The organism is Bradyrhizobium sp. MOS003 (genome assembly GCF_003020125.1).
GTDB lineage: Bacteria > Pseudomonadota > Alphaproteobacteria > Rhizobiales > Xanthobacteraceae > Bradyrhizobium.
In genome coordinates this window covers 604,016-620,292 of the sequence record NZ_PYFW01000004.1, presented here as the reverse complement: position 1 = coordinate 620,292, position 16,277 = coordinate 604,016, and the positions used below count along the sequence as shown (strand labels likewise).

Annotated in this window: 23 protein-coding genes; 14 read left to right on the top strand and 9 right to left on the bottom strand. The window is 63.3% G+C overall.

Annotated elements, in window-relative coordinates; translation table 11 throughout:
• Positions 1 to 191 precede the first annotated feature (191 nt).
• From C7G42_RS21825 to C7G42_RS21805, 5 genes are all read left to right on the top strand, one after another.
• On the top strand, positions 192 to 1,001 hold the full coding sequence (locus tag C7G42_RS21825) for a hormone-sensitive lipase (protein ID WP_106950988.1): 810 nt from the start codon (positions 192 to 194) through the stop codon (positions 999 to 1,001).
• Positions 1,002 to 1,036: 35 nt separating this feature from the next.
• Positions 1,037 to 1,876: a tryptophan 2,3-dioxygenase gene (gene kynA, locus C7G42_RS21820; protein WP_106950987.1), complete on the top strand. Its 840-nt coding sequence runs from the start codon at positions 1,037 to 1,039 to the stop codon at positions 1,874 to 1,876.
• A 30-nt stretch (positions 1,877 to 1,906) separates the two neighbouring features.
• Complete coding sequence (gene kynU / locus C7G42_RS21815; RefSeq protein ID WP_106950986.1) at positions 1,907 to 3,109, top strand: kynureninase; 1,203 nt, start codon at positions 1,907 to 1,909, stop codon at positions 3,107 to 3,109.
• Positions 3,110 to 3,275: 166 nt separating this feature from the next.
• Entirely contained in the window at positions 3,276 to 3,674 is a 399-nt protein-coding gene (locus tag C7G42_RS21810; protein ID WP_063194196.1) for a PaaI family thioesterase, read from the top strand.
• A gap of 154 nt (positions 3,675 to 3,828) precedes the next feature.
• A complete protein-coding gene (locus tag C7G42_RS21805; protein WP_106950985.1) occupies positions 3,829 to 4,434 on the top strand; it encodes a GNAT family N-acetyltransferase in 606 nt (201 codons plus the stop codon).
• Between the two features lie 76 nt (positions 4,435 to 4,510).
• Here the strand turns inward: C7G42_RS21805 and C7G42_RS21800 are convergent, their stop codons facing one another.
• The 3 genes from C7G42_RS21800 to C7G42_RS21790 all read right to left on the bottom strand — a co-directional run bounded on the left by C7G42_RS21800 (position 4,511) and on the right by C7G42_RS21790 (position 6,375).
• Positions 4,511 to 4,816 carry a hypothetical protein gene (locus tag C7G42_RS21800; RefSeq protein WP_028136768.1) on the bottom strand — a complete coding sequence of 102 codons (306 nt, stop codon included), beginning with the start codon at positions 4,814 to 4,816 and terminating at the stop codon, positions 4,511 to 4,513.
• A gap of 94 nt (positions 4,817 to 4,910) precedes the next feature.
• The gene (locus C7G42_RS21795; RefSeq protein WP_106950984.1) at positions 4,911 to 5,597 is read right to left on the bottom strand and encodes a DUF2161 domain-containing phosphodiesterase; all 687 of its coding nucleotides are present in this window, start codon (positions 5,595 to 5,597) and stop codon (positions 4,911 to 4,913) included.
• A gap of 97 nt (positions 5,598 to 5,694) precedes the next feature.
• Entirely contained in the window at positions 5,695 to 6,375 is a 681-nt protein-coding gene (locus C7G42_RS21790) for an SDR family oxidoreductase (RefSeq protein WP_106951087.1), read from the bottom strand.
• A gap of 114 nt (positions 6,376 to 6,489) precedes the next feature.
• On the opposite strand from C7G42_RS21790, the gene C7G42_RS21785 reads away from it, so the two are divergent.
• Positions 6,490 to 7,209 (top strand): SGNH/GDSL hydrolase family protein, encoded by a 720-nt coding sequence (locus C7G42_RS21785; protein ID WP_106950983.1) that lies wholly within the window; start codon positions 6,490 to 6,492, stop codon positions 7,207 to 7,209.
• Between the two features lie 12 nt (positions 7,210 to 7,221).
• On the opposite strand, the gene C7G42_RS21780 is transcribed toward C7G42_RS21785, so the two are convergent.
• A complete protein-coding gene (locus tag C7G42_RS21780) occupies positions 7,222 to 7,965 on the bottom strand; it encodes a tyrosine-protein phosphatase (RefSeq protein ID WP_106950982.1) in 744 nt (247 codons plus the stop codon).
• Between the two features lie 79 nt (positions 7,966 to 8,044).
• Between C7G42_RS21780 and C7G42_RS21775 the strand changes: the two genes are divergently transcribed.
• Positions 8,045 to 8,371: an MliC family protein gene (locus C7G42_RS21775; protein ID WP_106950981.1), complete on the top strand. Its 327-nt coding sequence runs from the start codon at positions 8,045 to 8,047 to the stop codon at positions 8,369 to 8,371.
• A gap of 112 nt (positions 8,372 to 8,483) precedes the next feature.
• On the opposite strand, the gene C7G42_RS21770 is transcribed toward C7G42_RS21775, so the two are convergent.
• Entirely contained in the window at positions 8,484 to 8,687 is a 204-nt protein-coding gene (locus C7G42_RS21770; RefSeq protein ID WP_106950980.1) for a DUF2735 domain-containing protein, read from the bottom strand.
• Between the two features lie 539 nt (positions 8,688 to 9,226).
• On the opposite strand from C7G42_RS21770, the gene C7G42_RS21760 reads away from it, so the two are divergent.
• The 4 genes from C7G42_RS21760 (at position 9,227) to C7G42_RS21745 (ending at position 12,717) form a co-directional block, all read left to right on the top strand.
• Entirely contained in the window at positions 9,227 to 10,261 is a 1,035-nt protein-coding gene (locus C7G42_RS21760; RefSeq protein ID WP_106950979.1) for a glutamine synthetase beta-grasp domain-containing protein, read from the top strand.
• Between the two features lie 198 nt (positions 10,262 to 10,459).
• Positions 10,460 to 11,161 (top strand): GrlR family regulatory protein, encoded by a 702-nt coding sequence (locus tag C7G42_RS21755; protein WP_106950978.1) that lies wholly within the window; start codon positions 10,460 to 10,462, stop codon positions 11,159 to 11,161.
• A gap of 18 nt (positions 11,162 to 11,179) precedes the next feature.
• Entirely contained in the window at positions 11,180 to 11,863 is a 684-nt protein-coding gene (locus C7G42_RS21750) for a substrate-binding domain-containing protein (protein ID WP_106950977.1), read from the top strand.
• Between the two features lie 32 nt (positions 11,864 to 11,895).
• Complete coding sequence (locus tag C7G42_RS21745; protein WP_106951086.1) at positions 11,896 to 12,717, top strand: tetratricopeptide repeat protein; 822 nt, start codon at positions 11,896 to 11,898, stop codon at positions 12,715 to 12,717.
• A gap of 48 nt (positions 12,718 to 12,765) precedes the next feature.
• On the opposite strand, the gene C7G42_RS21740 is transcribed toward C7G42_RS21745, so the two are convergent.
• On the bottom strand, positions 12,766 to 13,224 hold the full coding sequence (locus tag C7G42_RS21740) for a hypothetical protein (protein ID WP_106950976.1): 459 nt from the start codon (positions 13,222 to 13,224) through the stop codon (positions 12,766 to 12,768).
• A 94-nt stretch (positions 13,225 to 13,318) separates the two neighbouring features.
• On the opposite strand from C7G42_RS21740, the gene C7G42_RS21735 reads away from it, so the two are divergent.
• Together C7G42_RS21735 and C7G42_RS21730 are read left to right on the top strand one after the other, a co-directional pair.
• Complete coding sequence (locus C7G42_RS21735) at positions 13,319 to 13,468, top strand: hypothetical protein (RefSeq protein WP_007609497.1); 150 nt, start codon at positions 13,319 to 13,321, stop codon at positions 13,466 to 13,468.
• A gap of 279 nt (positions 13,469 to 13,747) precedes the next feature.
• Complete coding sequence (locus C7G42_RS21730) at positions 13,748 to 14,452, top strand: hypothetical protein (RefSeq protein WP_106950975.1); 705 nt, start codon at positions 13,748 to 13,750, stop codon at positions 14,450 to 14,452.
• 129 nt (positions 14,453 to 14,581) lie between these two features.
• Here the strand turns inward: C7G42_RS21730 and C7G42_RS21725 are convergent, their stop codons facing one another.
• Entirely contained in the window at positions 14,582 to 14,788 is a 207-nt protein-coding gene (locus tag C7G42_RS21725) for a hypothetical protein (RefSeq protein WP_094896792.1), read from the bottom strand.
• Between the two features lie 184 nt (positions 14,789 to 14,972).
• Positions 14,973 to 15,182 carry a cold-shock protein gene (locus C7G42_RS21720; RefSeq protein ID WP_158537626.1) on the bottom strand — a complete coding sequence of 70 codons (210 nt, stop codon included), beginning with the start codon at positions 15,180 to 15,182 and terminating at the stop codon, positions 14,973 to 14,975.
• Between the two features lie 706 nt (positions 15,183 to 15,888).
• On the opposite strand from C7G42_RS21720, the gene C7G42_RS35875 reads away from it, so the two are divergent.
• Entirely contained in the window at positions 15,889 to 16,068 is a 180-nt protein-coding gene (locus tag C7G42_RS35875; RefSeq protein ID WP_245427862.1) for a hypothetical protein, read from the top strand.
• Here the strand turns inward: C7G42_RS35875 and C7G42_RS21705 are convergent.
• Positions 16,065 to 16,271, bottom strand: a complete 207-nt coding sequence (locus tag C7G42_RS21705) for an LGFP repeat-containing protein (protein WP_106950972.1) — start codon at positions 16,269 to 16,271, stop codon at positions 16,065 to 16,067. The two genes, C7G42_RS35875 and C7G42_RS21705, sit on opposite strands and share 4 nt — an antisense overlap.
• Positions 16,272 to 16,277: the final 6 nt, after the last annotated feature.

Below are 16,277 nucleotides of genomic sequence, written 5' to 3'. Positions count from 1 at the left end.
GCGAGGAGCTCTTGCGACGAAGCAGTCCAGACTGCCACCGCGGAGGCAGACTGGAGTGCTTCGCTGCGCTGGCAATGACGGAACGTCCCATCCACCAGCGCCAAATACTTTAAGCTTAAAATAAAGACTAGGATGCCGGGCGCGGCAGTGGCAGACTGGTCAGGTTGCTGGACGAGTCCCCGGGAGTCACAATGCGCGATTGGGATGATGCCTACGCCAATTCGGCCCATATCCCGGGCTCGGACAAAATGCCGGCACAATGGGCGGAGCGTGCCGCGGTCTATCGTGCCGGGCTGAAGAATTTTCGACCCGACATCGTCTACGGCGCAGGTGAGCGCCAGCGCCTCGACCTGATCCTGCCCGACGGCGACAGCAACGGGCTCGTCGTCTTCGTCCATGGCGGCTATTGGATGCGCTTCGACAAGTCGACCTGGACCGATCTGGCCGAAGGCGCGCACCGCCATGGTTGGAGCGTGGCGCTGCCGAGCTATACGCTGACGCCGGCCGCCCGGATCTCCGACATCACCGCCGAGATCGCCGCGGCGATCGCCAAGGCAGCCTCGCTCGTCTCCGGGCCGATCCGGCTCGCCGGGCATTCGGCCGGCGGCCACCTCGTCACGCGCATGCTGTGTGACGACAGCCGGCTGGAGCCGGCCGTCTACAACCGCGTCGCCGGCACGCTCTCTATCAGCGGCCTGCATGATTTGCGTCCGCTGCTGAAGACCAAGATGAACGAGACGCTCGGCCTGACCATGGAGGAGGCGACGCTCGAAAGCGCGGCGCTGCATCTGCCGCGCGGGCTTTCGCCCGTCACCGCCTGGGTCGGTGGCAGCGAGCGGCCGGAATTCATCCGCCAGTCCGACCTGATGGCCAATGTCTGGACCGGCCTCGACGTGCCGACGCGCCTCGTCGTCGATCCCGGCCTGAACCATTTTACCGTGATCGACGGGCTGAAGGATCCGTCGTCGCCGATCACCGCGCGCTTGATCGGCCTCGACTGAGCAAAGCGGGGAAGATCGACCGAAAGGGCCTGCCCATGACGTCCAGCGATTACGATCCTGCAAGCGAAGGCGCCGAGACCGATTTCGCAAGGCGGATGTCCTACGGCGACTACCTTGCGCTGGATGCGATCCTGGGCGCGCAGCACCCGCTGTCGGAAGCGCATGACGAGATGCTGTTCATCATCCAGCATCAGACCACGGAGCTGTGGATGCGGCTCGCCATCCACGAGCTCAGTGCCGCACGCCGCTCCATCTCCAAAGACGAGGTGCAGCCTGCGATGAAGATGCTGGCGCGGATGTCCCGGATCTTCGAGCAGCTCAACAACGCCTGGGACGTGCTGCGCACGATGACTCCGAGCGAGTACACGCGTTTCCGATCGCAGCTCGGACAGTCCTCCGGTTTCCAGTCGCGCCAGTACCGGCTGATCGAATTCCTGCTCGGCAACCGCAACCACGCCATGCTCAAGCCGCACGCGCATGATGCGGAGACGACAAAGCTGCTCGAGGCAGAACTGGCGACGCCGAGCCTCTACGACGAGGTGCTCAGGCTCGCCGACCGCACCGGCCTGAAGATGCCGGCCGCGGTGCTGGCGCGCGATGTTCGTGAGACCCACAGCTTCAACGAGGGTGTGCTGCAGGCCTGGCGGATCGTCTACGAGGCGCCGGAGACGTATTGGATGCTCTACGAGCTCGCCGAAAAGCTGGTCGACTTCGAGGACTATTTCCGCCGCTGGCGCTTCAACCATGTGACGACGGTCGAGCGCGTCATCGGCTTCAAGCGCGGTACCGGCGGCACCGGTGGCGTCAGCTATCTCAAACGCATGCTGGAGGTGGAGCTGTTCCCCGAACTCTGGCGCGTCCGCACCATTCTGTAGAAATGCCCAAGAAATATCCAAGACATATCCATGAACAGATATCGCGTCTATGACGACACCAAAGCGCTGTTCCATCTGCCTGACGGCGTGATCTATCTCGACGGCAACTCGCTCGGCGCGCTGCCGCTCGGCGTTGCCGAGCGCGTCAACCGCGTCATCACGACGGAGTGGGGCAACGAGCTGATCCGCGCCTGGAACAGTGCAGGATGGTATGCCCAGCCACGCCATGTCGGCGATCGCATCGCGCGGCTGATCGGCGCCGAAGCAGGCTCGGTGATGGTTGGAGACACGCTGTCGCTCAAGGTCTATCAAGCGCTGGCCGCCGCGCTCGACATGAACGCGTCCCGCAAGATCGTCTTGTCGGACACCGGCAACTTCCCGACCGATCTCTACATGGCCGAAGGCCTGATCGCGACGCTCGGGGGCGGCCATCAATTGCGCCTGGTGGCGCCGGAGGAGATCGAGGCCGCCCTGTCGGAGGAGGTCGCGGTGCTTTATGTCACCGAGATCGACTATCGCACCGGCCGCCGCCACGACATGGCGAAGCTCACGGCAAAGGCGCATGCGCTCGGCATCGTCACGGTCTGGGATCTCGCACACTCCGCCGGCGCGCTGCCGGTCGATCTTGCCGGGTGCGGCGCGGATTTCGCGGCCGGGTGCACCTACAAATATCTCAACGCCGGCCCCGGCGCGCCGGCTTTCCTCTACGTCGCGCCGCGCCACGCCGACAGCGCACGCGCCGCGCTGTCGGGGTGGATGGGGCATGCAAAACCATTTGCGTTCGAGCTTGGCTATGCGGCTGCGGGCGGCGTCGAGCGCATGCGCGTCGGCACACCGCCGGTGCTGGCGATGGCGGCGCTGGAGGCCTCGTTCGATATCTGGGATCGTATCGATATGGCAGAGGTCCGTGCGCGTTCTTTGGCGCTCGGTGATTTGCTGATCGCCGAGGTCGCGCGGCGCTGCCCGACTTTGAAGCTCGTCACCCCGCGCGCACATGAGCGCCGCGGCTCGCAGGTCTCCTTCGCCTTCGACGGCGGCTACGCCGCCATGCAGGCCTTGATTGCCCGCGGCCTCATCGGCGATTTCCGCGCGCCCGACATCATGCGGTTCGGTATCACGCCGCTGTACATTGGCGAGAGCGAGATCGTCCGTGCGGCCGAGATCATCGAGGAGGTGATTTCAGGGGAGGTGTGGCGACGGCCGGAATATCAGGTGGTGAATGCGGTGACGTGAACGAAGCCGTGCCCCGGACGCAGCGCCGCTCTGGCGTTGCAGTGCGTCCGGAACACGAGCGTATTCGCCGTGCGCCCCATGTCAGCCCGACCATTACCTCCGACGTCATTGCTTTGCAGCACGAAGCAATTCACGCTGAGGCAACAATCAATTGGGAGAACTTTTGATGACGCCGCTCGAAAAGCTTAAAGCGATGAAGATGCCGTTCGCCGAGCTCAAGGGCGTCGAGTTCATCGAGGCCGGGAAGGATCGCGTGGTGGCGCGCATGATGGTCCGGCCTGATCTCTGTACGCTCCACCACACCATCCATGGCGGGGCGGTGATGGCGCTGGCCGATTCCGTCGGGGCGGCGGCGACCGTGATCAACCTGCCCGAGGACGCCAAGGGCACGACCACGCTGGAGAGCAAGACCAATTTCATCGGTGGGGCCAAGGAGGGAACCACGGTCATTGCCACCGCGACCCCGGTCCATCGCGGTCGTCGGACCCAGGTCTGGACCACCCGGCTCGAAACTGAGGATGGCAAGCTGGTTGCCGTGGTCACCCAGACTCAGCTGGTCCTGTAAGACTACGGGTCTTTGATTCTATTAACGAATTAGTCGTTTCGCATGCCTTTAACTTGGGCAGGTCCTCATCTTGCAAAAGATGTTGCGATGCACAATATTAGGAGGCCTAGGGATTCGAACGCCTCCTCGAGGGACACCAAGAGGAGTTTTTGACGTGGTACTTGAAGAAACCGTCCGCACCGCTCCGGGCTATGTGCGGACCCTGATCCAGCACGAAGAATTGCCGCTCTTGCGCGATCATCTGCTGAGGCTCGATGCCGAAAGCCGGCATGACCGTTTCAACGGCTTTCTCGACGACAGCTTCATCGAGCGTTACGCCGCCCGCTGTGCCGAGGACGGCACCGTGATCGTCGCCTATATCGTCGACGGCGTGGTCCGCGGTGCGGCCGAGCTGCATCCGCCGGAAGGCGATTCGCTGCCTGAGGTCGCCTTCAGCGTGGAAGCCTCCGCGCGCCGCCAGAACGTCGGCACCGTGCTGTTCAGTCGCTTGATCGCCGAAGCGCGCTGGAAGGGCTACAAGACTCTGCGCATCACCACAGGCGCGGAGAATCACGCCATGCGCGCGCTCGCCAGGAAATTCGGCGCGCATCTCGCTTTCCGCCATGGCGAGTCCACCGGTACGATTGATCTTGCGAAGACGCCTGAGGACGAGCTTGCGGAACTCGCAGCATCGCCGTTCAAGGCGGGACGTGCTCTTCTCAGCTTCAACGCCACCTGCTGGAAGCTGTTCTCCAGCATGTACGGCAATCGCGCGGCCTGACATCCAACGGGCCTGAATCAAAAAAGCGGACCGGCTAACCGGTCCGCTTTTTTCATTGAAACGAAGAATGAAGCGCTCAGGTACCGGTGCGCTTATCGTTGCCGAAACGGCGGACGACGCGGCGTTCAACCACGACGGAGCGCTGTGCGCCCTGTTCGCCGGCGATCACGCGCGTCGCAGTGATACGGCTGTTGGTACGCGCCTGCTTCTTCACCTCGGCCTGCACGACGTCGAGCGGCATTCCCATCAAGGCTGCGGCGATCTCGGCCTGCTGCCCCTGATCGTCGGTGATGCCGATAGCGGCGAAGATCGCCTCGTCCAGGGTCGGCGGATCATGGCGGACGCGCCGCGTGCCATATTTGGTATTCCAGTCTGCGCTCATAACGGCCTCGTTTGATGCCGGGATACCTAGTGCCGGGGATGTTGCATTGCAATATGAATTTGGTGTGGCATCTCAGCTATGCACCGGTCGGGTGTCAGGGCGGTGACGCGACACCGGTCTCGATCTCCATCCGTTGTTGCGGCCAGCGTTTCAGCGCGGCATGCCCGGCCTCGGTGAGCCGGTAAATTCCCCGGTCAGCCCGTTCGAACCACCCATACACATTGTTAAGCAAGATCTTGCCGGCGTCAGGGCAGCGCACGCGCAACTCGCGCACGGGCCGCGGCCCGTCGGCGAGCGCCGAGGCGCAGGCCAGAGCCTGCTGCCGATAGGCCGTCATGATCGGCTCGCGGGTGCTGCCGCCGAGCACGGGATCGCCCTGGCGGCGCTGATGTTCGGCGACGAGGCGCGAGCGCACTTTCGGCTCGCGGCGCGGCGCTGCGGTCGGAGGCTTCACCAGCACCTCGACCTGGCCGCGGTCGGTGACGCCGAGCATGCCGAAGCCGAGGCGGCGGCAGAGGTTGCGATAGCGCGCGTCGCTCTCGCGCCCCTTGCCCCGGATCGACATCTTTGCCGCGATCCAGACCTCGTCGCCGGCCGGCGCGCGGTCGACCGCCTGCAGGATCAGTTCGAGATTGAAGGCGAGCTTGAGTTCGCCGATCACCACCACGGGCGGATCGCCGGCGCTGAGGCCCACGAGATCGCAGCCGCCGATCTCGCCCTTGACCGTGAAGCCGAGCTCTTCGAGGAAGCGTTTGACGGGAAGGTAGAGCGCGGTTTCCAAAGGGGATCCGATCAGCGAATCAGTTGCGGGCAGTTTAGAGCCTTCCCGGCTCCGATTGAATCCGAGCTGGCGCCCAGCACGGGCGATCAGACTGCGATTACACCCGCCCGCTGACCGGAATCAGCGCGCCGGTAATGCCGCTGGCGGCATCGCTGGCGAGGAACAGGATGACCTCAGCGAGCTCCTGTGGCGTCACCCATTTGGAGAAGTCAGCTTTCGGCATATCGGCGCGGTTGGCTGCTGTGTCGATGATCGACGGCAACACGGCGTTGACGGTGACCTTGCCCTTCCACTCGCTGGCGAGCGCTTCGGTGAGGCGATGCACGCCTGCCTTCGACGCAGCGTAGGGACCCATGCCGGAGCCGGCCTGAAGAGCGCCTATGGCGCCGATATTGACGATGCCACCGGCCCTGGATGCGGCCAGATGCGGCAGCGCCGCGCGCGAGGTGTTGAGCGCGGTCAGGACGTTCAGCGCGTACATGCGCTGCCAGGTCTTGATGTCACCGTCGCCGATCGTCTCGAAGGCGAAGCCGCCGGCGATGTTGACGAGTGCGTCGAGCCGGCCGAAATGCTTGGCCGCCATCTCGACCGCCGCCTTCGCCTGCGCCGCGTCGGAGAGATCGACGCCGCCGATCTCGATGCTTTCAGGCGTCGCGGACCTCTGTGAAGTCGCGTGATCGATGCCGGCAATGCGCGCGCCGCGTGACTGCGCGACCTCCGCGACCACCTTGCCGAGCGCACCCAGCGCGCCTGTCACGACAATGACTTTTCCCTGCACATCGCTCTCCCTCGTTACCTGCGCGGCGACATTGCGCGGGCCGAATTGGACTTGCAATGGCGGCGGCGTCAAGGCTGGGCTATAATGCAACTTTAGATCGTTGAGGAGGTTTTCATGCCCGACAATTTGCCGACCATCGAGTTTCCCGCTGCGATCGTCGATTTGAAATATCCACTGATGCGGCTCCGGCAGGCGTTGGGCGGAAAGGGTCCGGTGCGCGTCGTGGCCATGGGCTCGTCGTCAACAGCCGGACGAGGCGATGTCGTCCCGTATCCCTATCGGCTGGAGATGTATCTGAGGCAGTACTTCAAGGACGTTGTCCAGCGGCCGCACATCCGGATTGATGTGCTGAACCGCGGCAAGGGCGGAGAAGAGGCCACCGAAGAGCTCGGGCGCTTCGAGACCGATATCTTTCGTGATGATCCGGCTTTGGTCATCTGGCAGGTTGGAACCAACGCTGTCTTTCACAACGACAAGTACGACGTGGACGTTGTTGCCGGGGATATCAGGAAGGGCCTGGCGCAACTGCGCGCCCGCGGCTTCGAGGTTCTGGTGATAGATCCCCAATATGTGCCGAAGATGCTTTGGGACGACCGCGCCGAGCTCTCTGACCGGATGGTCCGGCTAATCCGCGATGTTGCCAATGAAGCCGAGGTCAATCTGTTTCAGCGCTGGGCGCTGATGCGGCATTGGCATGTGCAAAACGGCATCTCGCTCGAGCAATTGATAGATACGAGCGATCCCGACAAGCTTCATCAGAATGATTGGAGCACCCAGCAGGTGTCCCTAGCGCTCAAGAACGCCATCATCAAGTCTGTCGAGCCGATGGCTTGAGGCCGCCGCGGATTACGCCTGCAGATAGCGCTCTTTCAGCGCGGTCCGTTCGGCTGCGCCGAGCTTGAGTCCGTCGCGCAGATAGGTTTCGAGATCGCCATATTCGCTTCCGATGGCCTCGAAAGCCGCAGCAAGATATGAGGCCTCGACGCCGCCGATGGCATTGCGCACGTCCTCCGGCAGGTCGGTGACAGCCGTCGCATCGCGCTTGTAATGCCGGTTGGTGAGCAGGTAGTCCTCGGCGATGATGTCATCGGCAACGCCGAGTGCATGCAGGATCAGCGCACTGGCAAAGCCGGTGCGGTCCTTGCCCGCCGTGCAATGGATCACCAGCGGCGCGCGATCTTCCAGGAGATGGCCGAACAGGTTGCGAAAGCTGTTCGTATGGTGGCGAACGTAGTTGCGATAGGATTCGCGCATGAGCTCCAGCGCGACCGGTGCAGTCAGCGTGCCCTTCGCGAGTTCGGTCCGCAGTGCAGCCACGACGCTCGGCTCGATCGGCAGCGAATGCACTGTGATCTCGCTGACAACGCAGACGCCGGCCGCGCGCTCCTCAACCCCACGGAAATCGAAAGCGCTTCGCACGCCGAGCGCGCGAACGATCTCGACATCATCAGCGGTGAGCAGGCCGAGATGGTTGGAGCGGAAGATGTGCCGCCAGCGCGTGGTGCGGCCGTCGGTGGTCGGGTAACCGCCGAGATCGCGAAAATTGCTGGCGCCTTGCAAGGCGAGGTGACGGGCAGGGGAATCTGACATGGGATCGGTTATGGTTCCATTGGACGCACGAGGGGGCGTCCTTGAAGGCTGTCCTTGAAGGCTATTACAGGGGGCGATCATGGGCCGGCACAAGGCCATTCTTTCGGGGATCACCATGCTGGCGACTGGATTGACCGGTGCGCCGCAGACTGAAGCGCAGACGTTCCGTACCTATCGCTGCGCCGATGGTACGCAGTTCATCGCTGGGTTTTATGACGACGACAAGCGCGCGTTCCTCCAGATCGACGGTGAGCCGGTCACGCTCGCAAAACGGCTGTCGGTCTCGGGCGCTCGCTATTCGGGGGCAGGGGTGACTCTGAAGATTCCCAAAACCGGGCCCACCACGGTGAAGCATCTGAGGCGGCCGGTCACGGCCTGCGCGGTGGTCGAAAAGCCCGGGATCTAGCTGCGAGGACGAACTGGAATCAAAAAGGGCCGAAACTTCGTTGTTTCGACCCCTTTTCAAACTGCCGCCAAGCGCCTGTGAGGGCGCGGTGGTTTCAAACCAGCAATAGGCATCAGCGATCCCATTTCGGCTTGGCTTCGTCGACCGCGTCCTGGTGGTACCAGCTGTCGCTGCAGATCGAGGCGTTCGCGGGAAGCGAAGCATGATCGGCAGCAAGGCGGGTCTCGCCATAGCGGCCTCGGGCGAGAGCAGCGCGGCCCCCGACCGGAAACTGGTAGATCGTTGCCGATCCCTGACTCAGACCATTGTTCATCATTGAGATTCTCCTTGGTCGAAGCGCCATAGCCTCCCATGGCGCGCCCGACTCGTTCGATTGTGGTTACCGGACTCCCCATATCGGCCGCGTCTCCTCGATTGGAAAGTGCTGAAAAGGAAATCAGTTTCCGCCCAATTTATGAGCAGATGGCGCTCTGCATCCTCCAAGGCACCCTGCCGGTGGCTAACGCCTGAGCCATTCCAAAGGTTGCTCAAGCCGGGCGGGAGGCTTTGCGAAAATTGCCGGACGTTGATGCGCGTTTCATCGGCAACCTCCAGGCCAGCTCGGCTTGCTTCAGAATCGGGCGATTTCCGTGGGTTTTTGCGCTGCAGCTTCACGCGAAGGTGCGCGGCTATGACGCACATTGTCGGAGACGGTCCACCCGCAACGGCAAGACCCCCATCGCGGCGGAGAACCCTCCGCACTGCGGCCTTTTGGCACGTAAAATGCTTGTAAATGGCCGGCCGATGATGGCCGGGTACAAAACGTTCGGTGGCCCCCGGGCCCCCAACCTTTCGCATCATCTACAGAGAGGCTCAATGACCAAGTATAAGCTCGAGTACATTTGGCTCGACGGATATACGCCGACTCCGAACCTGCGCGGCAAAACTCAGATCAAGGAATTCGCGTCGTTCCCGGCGCTCGAGCAGCTTCCGCTCTGGGGCTTCGATGGCTCCTCCACCCAGCAGGCCGAAGGCCACAGCTCCGATTGCGTGCTGAAGCCGGTCGCCGTCTTCCCGGACGCCGCGCGCACCAACGGCGTGCTCGTGATGTGCGAAGTCATGATGCCCGATGGCAAGACGCCGCACTCGACCAACAAGCGCGCCACCATCCTCGACGACGAGGGCGCCTGGTTCGGCTTCGAGCAGGAGTACTTCTTCTACAAGGACGGCCGTCCGCTCGGCTTCCCGGCCTCCGGCTATCCGGCGCCGCAGGGCCCGTACTACACCGGCGTCGGCTTCTCGAACGTCGGCGACGTCGCCCGCAAGATCGTCGAAGAGCATCTCGACCTCTGCCTGGCCGCCGGCATCAACCATGAAGGCATCAACGCGGAAGTCGCGAAGGGCCAGTGGGAATTCCAGATCTTCGGCAAGGGCTCCAGGAAGGCCGCTGACGAAATGTGGATGGCCCGCTATCTGATGCTGCGCCTCACCGAGAAGTACGGCATCGACATCGAATTCCACTGCAAGCCGCTCGGCGACACCGACTGGAACGGCTCCGGCATGCACGCCAACTTCTCGACCGAGTACATGCGCACGGTCGGTGGCAAGGAGTACTTCGAGGCCCTGATGGCGGCCTTCGACAAGAACCTGATGGACCACATCGCCGTCTACGGCCCGGACAACGACAAGCGTCTGACCGGCAAGCACGAGACCGCGCCGTGGAACAAGTTCAGCTACGGCATTGCCGACCGCGGTGCTTCGATCCGCGTGCCGCACTCCTTCGTCAACAACGGCTACAAGGGCTATCTGGAAGACCGCCGTCCGAACTCGCAGGGCGACCCATACCAGATCGCTTCGCAGATCCTGAAGACGATCGCGTCCGTGCCGGCCGACAAGAAGGCCGCGGCCTAAGATCCTCCCGGCCCGGGCTGGGGGGCTGGCCCGGGTTGGCTTTCAATCCGCCGGAGCTGAAAGGCTCCGGCGGATTTTTAGCATCCTGATGAGAGCCATTCCCGTGACGCAGCAGGGCTGCGTCACGGGAAGCCTGTCCATCTCCGCCCAAAGCGCGATAGAGTGCCCGCAGGATGCGCGCAGGGCCGGGGACGGCTGGTGTTTGAAGGCTTCTACAAGGTGAAATTTCAGCTCGGCGACGCCGTCGGCCGGAGCGTGATGCATGCCGGCAACGGCAAGATGCTCGGCGGCAATTCGGCCTTCGCCCATATCGGCACCTACGAGAAGACCGACAGCGGCGTCGACGTCGTGATCAACACCGTCCGCCACAACCCCGATCCGAACTACCGCGCAATGGCCGGGACAGACGATGCCACCTTGCTTGCCAAGGGCTGGGCTGATGGCGACCTCTATCGCTTCAAGGGCGAGCTGAAGGAGCTGCCCGGCATTCCCTTCCAGTCGGTGATGACGCCGATCACGGAAGACGAGGTGCCGATCGCCGGTGGCGTTGGCGAAGCCGGAATCGCCGACGGTCTCTACTCCATCCATCTGCGGATGCTCGATGGTCTCGACGGCGGCCTCACCGGCGTGATGCTCCTGAACCGGGGCCGCATCCTCGGCGGCGATGCCGCGTTTTACTATCTCGGCAGCTACACGGCCGCGAACGGGCGCTGGAAGGGGCAGATCCTCAACCAGGAGCATACGCCGGCCAAGGACGATCCGATCTTCGGCGGCCACGAGGTCGGCATCGGCTTCGCCGGCACGTACGATTCAGAGCAGGCCGTGCTGGAGGCGACCGCGCTTGCCGGCAAGCGCAGCCTGCGCCTGACCGCCGCGCTCAAGCTGATGCATCGCGCCTGATCGCGACGGGAATAGCTCATGGAAAACCTTCGCATGCTCTCGACGCTCGGCCTGATGGGGGCGATGCGCAGCCTGTCGTCCGCATACGAAGCCGCAACCGGCGTCCGTATCGACGCTGAGTTTGCGCCGACCCTCGCCTTGCTGAAGCGGTTGCGTGAGGGCGAGGCCGCCGATCTCGTGATCCTCACGCGCGAGGGACTGGACGAGATGATCGCTGAAGGCCGCGTACCCCCCGAAGGCGCGGCCGATCTGGCGCGCTCCTATGTCGGCATTGCGGTGCGAGCCGGGCAGGCGCACCCCCAAATCGGAAGCGAAGCGGCGCTGCGCGGGACGCTGCTCGCGGCGCGGTCCGTTGCCTATTCGCGGCTGGGCGCCAGTGGCGTCTACTTCGCCCAGCTGATCGTGCGGATGGGGATCGCAGCCGAGATCAACGCCAGGGCCACCGTCGTCGAGCAAGGTTTTACGGCCGAGCGCCTCGTCAGCGGCGAGGCCGACCTCGCCGTGCAGCAGATCAGCGAGTTGAAGCAGGTTGGCGGCATCGAGGTGGTCGGCCCGATCCCGCACGAGCTGCAGACACCGGCGGTGTTCTCCGCAGGCCGCATGGCAGCCGCGAAGCATGCCGACGCCGCGGACCGCCTGCTGCGCTATCTGGCATCGGCCGAGGTCGTGCCGGTCCTGCGTCAATCAGGACTCGAGCCTTGAATTTGCCGGAGCGGGGACGCAACGTGACGACCATGCGGATTTGTTTCCTTGCCATGTTCCTCGTGCTCGCTGCGCCCCTGGCGGCGCGCGCGCAATCGGCCGATCTCGTGTTGTGCGACCGGGTCGCGGCCGATCCCAGCGATCCCGACAAGCCGGCTGACGTGAGGGGCGTGGCCGAGATTGCTGCCTCCGACGTCGCGACCGCGATCAGGTTCTGCAAGCAGGCCGCAGCATCGTCGCGCCGTGCGATGTTCGCGCTCGGCCGCGCCTATGCCGCCAACCGGCAGACGGCTGAGGCGATCGCCGCCTGGCGAAAGGCGGCCGACAAGGGATCGAGCGCGGCGATGGTCGAGCTCGGCGTTGCCTATGGCACCGGCTCTGGCATCGCCAAGGACGAAGCTCAGGCGCGAAAGCTGTTCGAGAAGGCGGCGCAATCAGGCAACCCCCGCGGCGTCAGCAACCTCGCCGCGCTCGGCGGCGCGGGTGGCGCCGCGCCGGCCGATCCCGCGCAGGCGCGGGCGCTGCTCGGCAAGGCCGCCGAGACCAACGCGGAGGCGCAGTACCAGCTCGGGCTGATGCTTTCCGAAGGTTCGGGCGGTGCAAAGGACGACGTCGCGGCGCGTGCGCTGTTCGAGAAGGCAGCGGCGCAAAACCATCCCGGCGCACTGGAACGGGTGGGGGCCTTCGCGGAAGGCGGCCGCGGTGGGCCAAAAGACAAGGACGCCGCGAAGGCCTATTACGAACGCGCCGCCGCGCTCGGCGACGCAGACGCCAAGGCAGCGCTGGAGCGGCTGCGCTGCCCCTACGCGATCAAGGACAAGCAGGGCAAGCTCGTCACCACGCTGTGCTTCTAGCGCACTGCTCCCTTTGCGAGAGATGAGCCTGGCGTGCGCCTTGGCAGCTCACTTCATGTAGTAGGCGAGATTGTTGCGGGCGTCGCGATAGGTCGTCTCGAGGAAATCGGGATACTCTGCTGCGGCCTGCGCCACGGCGCGGACGACGCATTCCCAGAAATCGCCGTCCCATTTGAAATGAGCTTCGGTCGCGGCCTCGAATTTGACCGCTGTGATGATGGCCCGCCGGATTGCCTCGTCATCGGCATCGGGATGGGCGCGCTTCACATAACCGAACATCGGCCCTTCATGGGCGTGGTCGCGGTCGTAGCGGTACTTCGCCGCCATCTGCTGCGGGTTGAGGGTGCGATTGATGCGGACCTCTTCGGCGGTCGGGCGCCCCTCGATTGAATCCAGCCGGTAGCGACAGCGCCAGAGTTCGAAGGCGGCATCGAGCAGCGGCTGCTTCGCCGCGCCGGCGACGAACGCTGCGATCTGCTCTTCGGCTGATGGCCCGGTCTCACTCATGTGCCTCTTTGTCGGGCGCTCCCGCCTGATGGTTCGAAGCAGGAACCAGCTCCGGCACGGGCCGTTGAGACCTCGGCAAGCAGGAGGTGCGGTCATGATCCGCAAACTGGCGTCGGGCGAATACCGCCTCTATTCACGCAAGGTGAATCCGAAGACCGGCAAGCGTCGTAACCTCGGGACTTTCAAAAGCCGTGCGGCTGCCGAGAAGCACGAGCGTGAGGTGCAGTACTTCAAGCGGCATTGACGCGCGATGAAGCCCCGCTCAAAACAAAAAACGCGAAAACAACCCCATGCACAGTAGGGAGTCGTTGAAATCGCAGCGGAATTACAGTCTTCCGATTTGGCGAAATCTCGCTTTGACCGATCGGCAAAGAAATCCGCTTTGACCCGTCCGGCAAAACAGGAAGATGATGGCGTCGGGCCGCGGTCCCGCAAGGCCCCTGCGCGGAAAAGCCGGGTGGCCGAGGTGCGGCGGCAATGCTAGGTAGCCTGCGTTCTTTTCCGATGTTGTGGGCTGGTTACGTTGCTGGATGGACTCTACAAGGTTGAATACGGCGTCAACGACGCGGCAGGCCGCAGCATCATGTGCCTGCATGACGGCAAGATGCTGGGCGGCAATTCGGGCTTTGCGCATCTCGGCACCTATGTCGAGCGCGACGGCGAGATCATCGCCGAGGTCATCACCGAGCGGCATAACCACGATCCCAACTACAAGCCGCTAATGGGGGCGGACGTCGCCTCGATCGCGGCGCGCGGCCGGCTGGTTGGCAACGAAATCCGTCTGCAAGGCGGTGCGGACACCATGCCGGGCGCCAGCTTCTGGGCCAATCTCACGCGGCTCGATGACGGGGCGCTGCCGCCCCGCGGCACGATCGGGCAGGGCGGCATCGCCAACGGGTTCTACGGAATGAGCCTGCGCGCGCTCGACGGCGTCGAGGCCGGGCTCTCCGGCGTGATGCTGCTGATCGACGGCCGCATCCTCGGCGGCGATGCGTTCTTCTATTATCTCGGATCCTATTCCTCGGCGGACGGCCGCTGGAAGGGCGAGATGCTCAACCAGGAGCACACGCCTGCGAAGGGCGAGAATCCCGTGTTCGGCGGCTATGAGGTCGGGATCGGCTTTTCCGGGACCTGCAACGCAGATAGCGGCGAGCTCGAAGGCATCGCGCTCGCCGGCAAGCGTAGCCTGCGGTTGGCGGCTTCGCTCAGGTTGATGAGAAGGGCCTAAAGGCCGTGCTTGCTCATCCGGCAATCTCGTCGTTTTCAGCCGAAAAGAGCGCCCTCGCGTTCTGAGCGCAGGGAGACGTCGTCATGAGGTTCTCGTCGCGTGAATCCGCTGCCGGCCTCAATCAGAAGATCATTGAAAATACGAAAGCTGATCTTCCGTAACGACTCGCTCGATCTTTTCGGACTTGGCCCTGATGCGGTATCTCACGCGTCCGTCAGATTCGATCGGCATGTGTTGAATGATGGTATAGATCATGGGCGGTTCGGTGGTGGCACGTCCTTGCGGACCCTGGGGCTGGTGGCGCACGTCTTCATTCAGCTTATAGGCATACGACATGTGTTACCTCGATGTTTGCAGCTGCTGTGACGTCAAGTGCGGGCTTGACGTAACACATTCTGCCGGCTCCCGCCCTTGCTCGGGTTGAAGCAAAAACCCCGCCCTGAAGACTCAGGAGCGGGGCAGGACCACAAGCTCTGCCAGTACATCCATGGCGAGAGCGACAGGTCTGTCGTGCTCTTAATTAAGCAGCACGAAGATTATCGGCAGCGGACTTGCCGGTGCGACGGTCTGCGACGACGTCATAAGACACCGTCTGCCCCTCGTTCAGGGTGCCCATGCCGGCGCGTTCGACCGCGCTGATATGAACGAAAACGTCGGTGCTGCCGTTTGACGGCTGGATAAAGCCGAAGCCCTTTTGGCTGTTAAACCACATCACTGTTCCCGTATTCATCGGGTCTTCCTTTCGCATGCGCGCAAGAGCGCTGGCGCGCGGACTGCTGCCAGCGTCTCGGTAGTCGATTTTGGAGAATGTCTGAAACGTGCGCGCCGTCAGGATCTGAGGCGAAAGCGGAACAGTTGTTCGGCCAGTATCGATGCTCGACACATTACATCAGTAGCCGAGAGACTTCAAGTAGAAGTCGACGGCTGCTTCTTATTACGGCTTGTGCAATTGTTCCGTAGTTCAGAGCCGCTCAAACCGGTGAGTGATGGCGGGAGCGACCTCGAGTGCTTGGGGAGGTTCCCTTTTCGCGCACTTTCCTGCATAGTCGGGCATGGCAAAAATAAAAGTGAGCTTCAAACCAATCCGTAAGGCCGAGGGCGACTGGGCGATCATCGCCGAGTACCCGGGCGCAGAACCCCGAGAAATCACGGGCTTCACGAGCAAGGCCGAAATTGACGATTGGATGAATGGTGAGCGTCGGATCTCGTGGCTCCGATCACAGGGTTACGCGAAGTGACACGATGATTCCCTCTCCGACTGTCCGAGGCTCTCATCGCGGCAGTTAGGCGCATGACCAATTGAAGCGCGCTTCGGCGAGCAAGATGCTCGGCGGCAATTCGGGCTTTCGTCCCCCTTGGAACGTATCGGGCGCGCGGCGGCGAGATCGTCGCTGGGTGATCACCGAACGGCACAACGAGGATCCCCATTACAGCCGTTGATAGGGGCCTATGTCGCCAGGATCGGTGCAGGCGGCCGGCTGAGCGGCAACCAGATCCGTCTCGACGGCAACGCCGACACGATGCGGGGCGGCAATTTCTGGGTTATCCTGATGCGGCTCGATGACGGTGCGATGGCGCCTTCCACGGCGAACGCGTCGATCTTCGGATGCCATTAGATCAGGCCGTTCTTGAAGGTATTGAACCGGCCGCCATTGGGCGCTGCGGCCTCGTCGCTGATGGCCGGCCCAAGCGCACCCTTGTCGCCGCCCTGCTTGGCGTGTTCGTGCCGATGGCACCGTAAACCGCGAAGGCGTATGCGGCGGATGCTGCGGCAATCAGGAACGATGCAGCCAAAAAAGATCTTTTCGGGAGACGCCATTCGCTG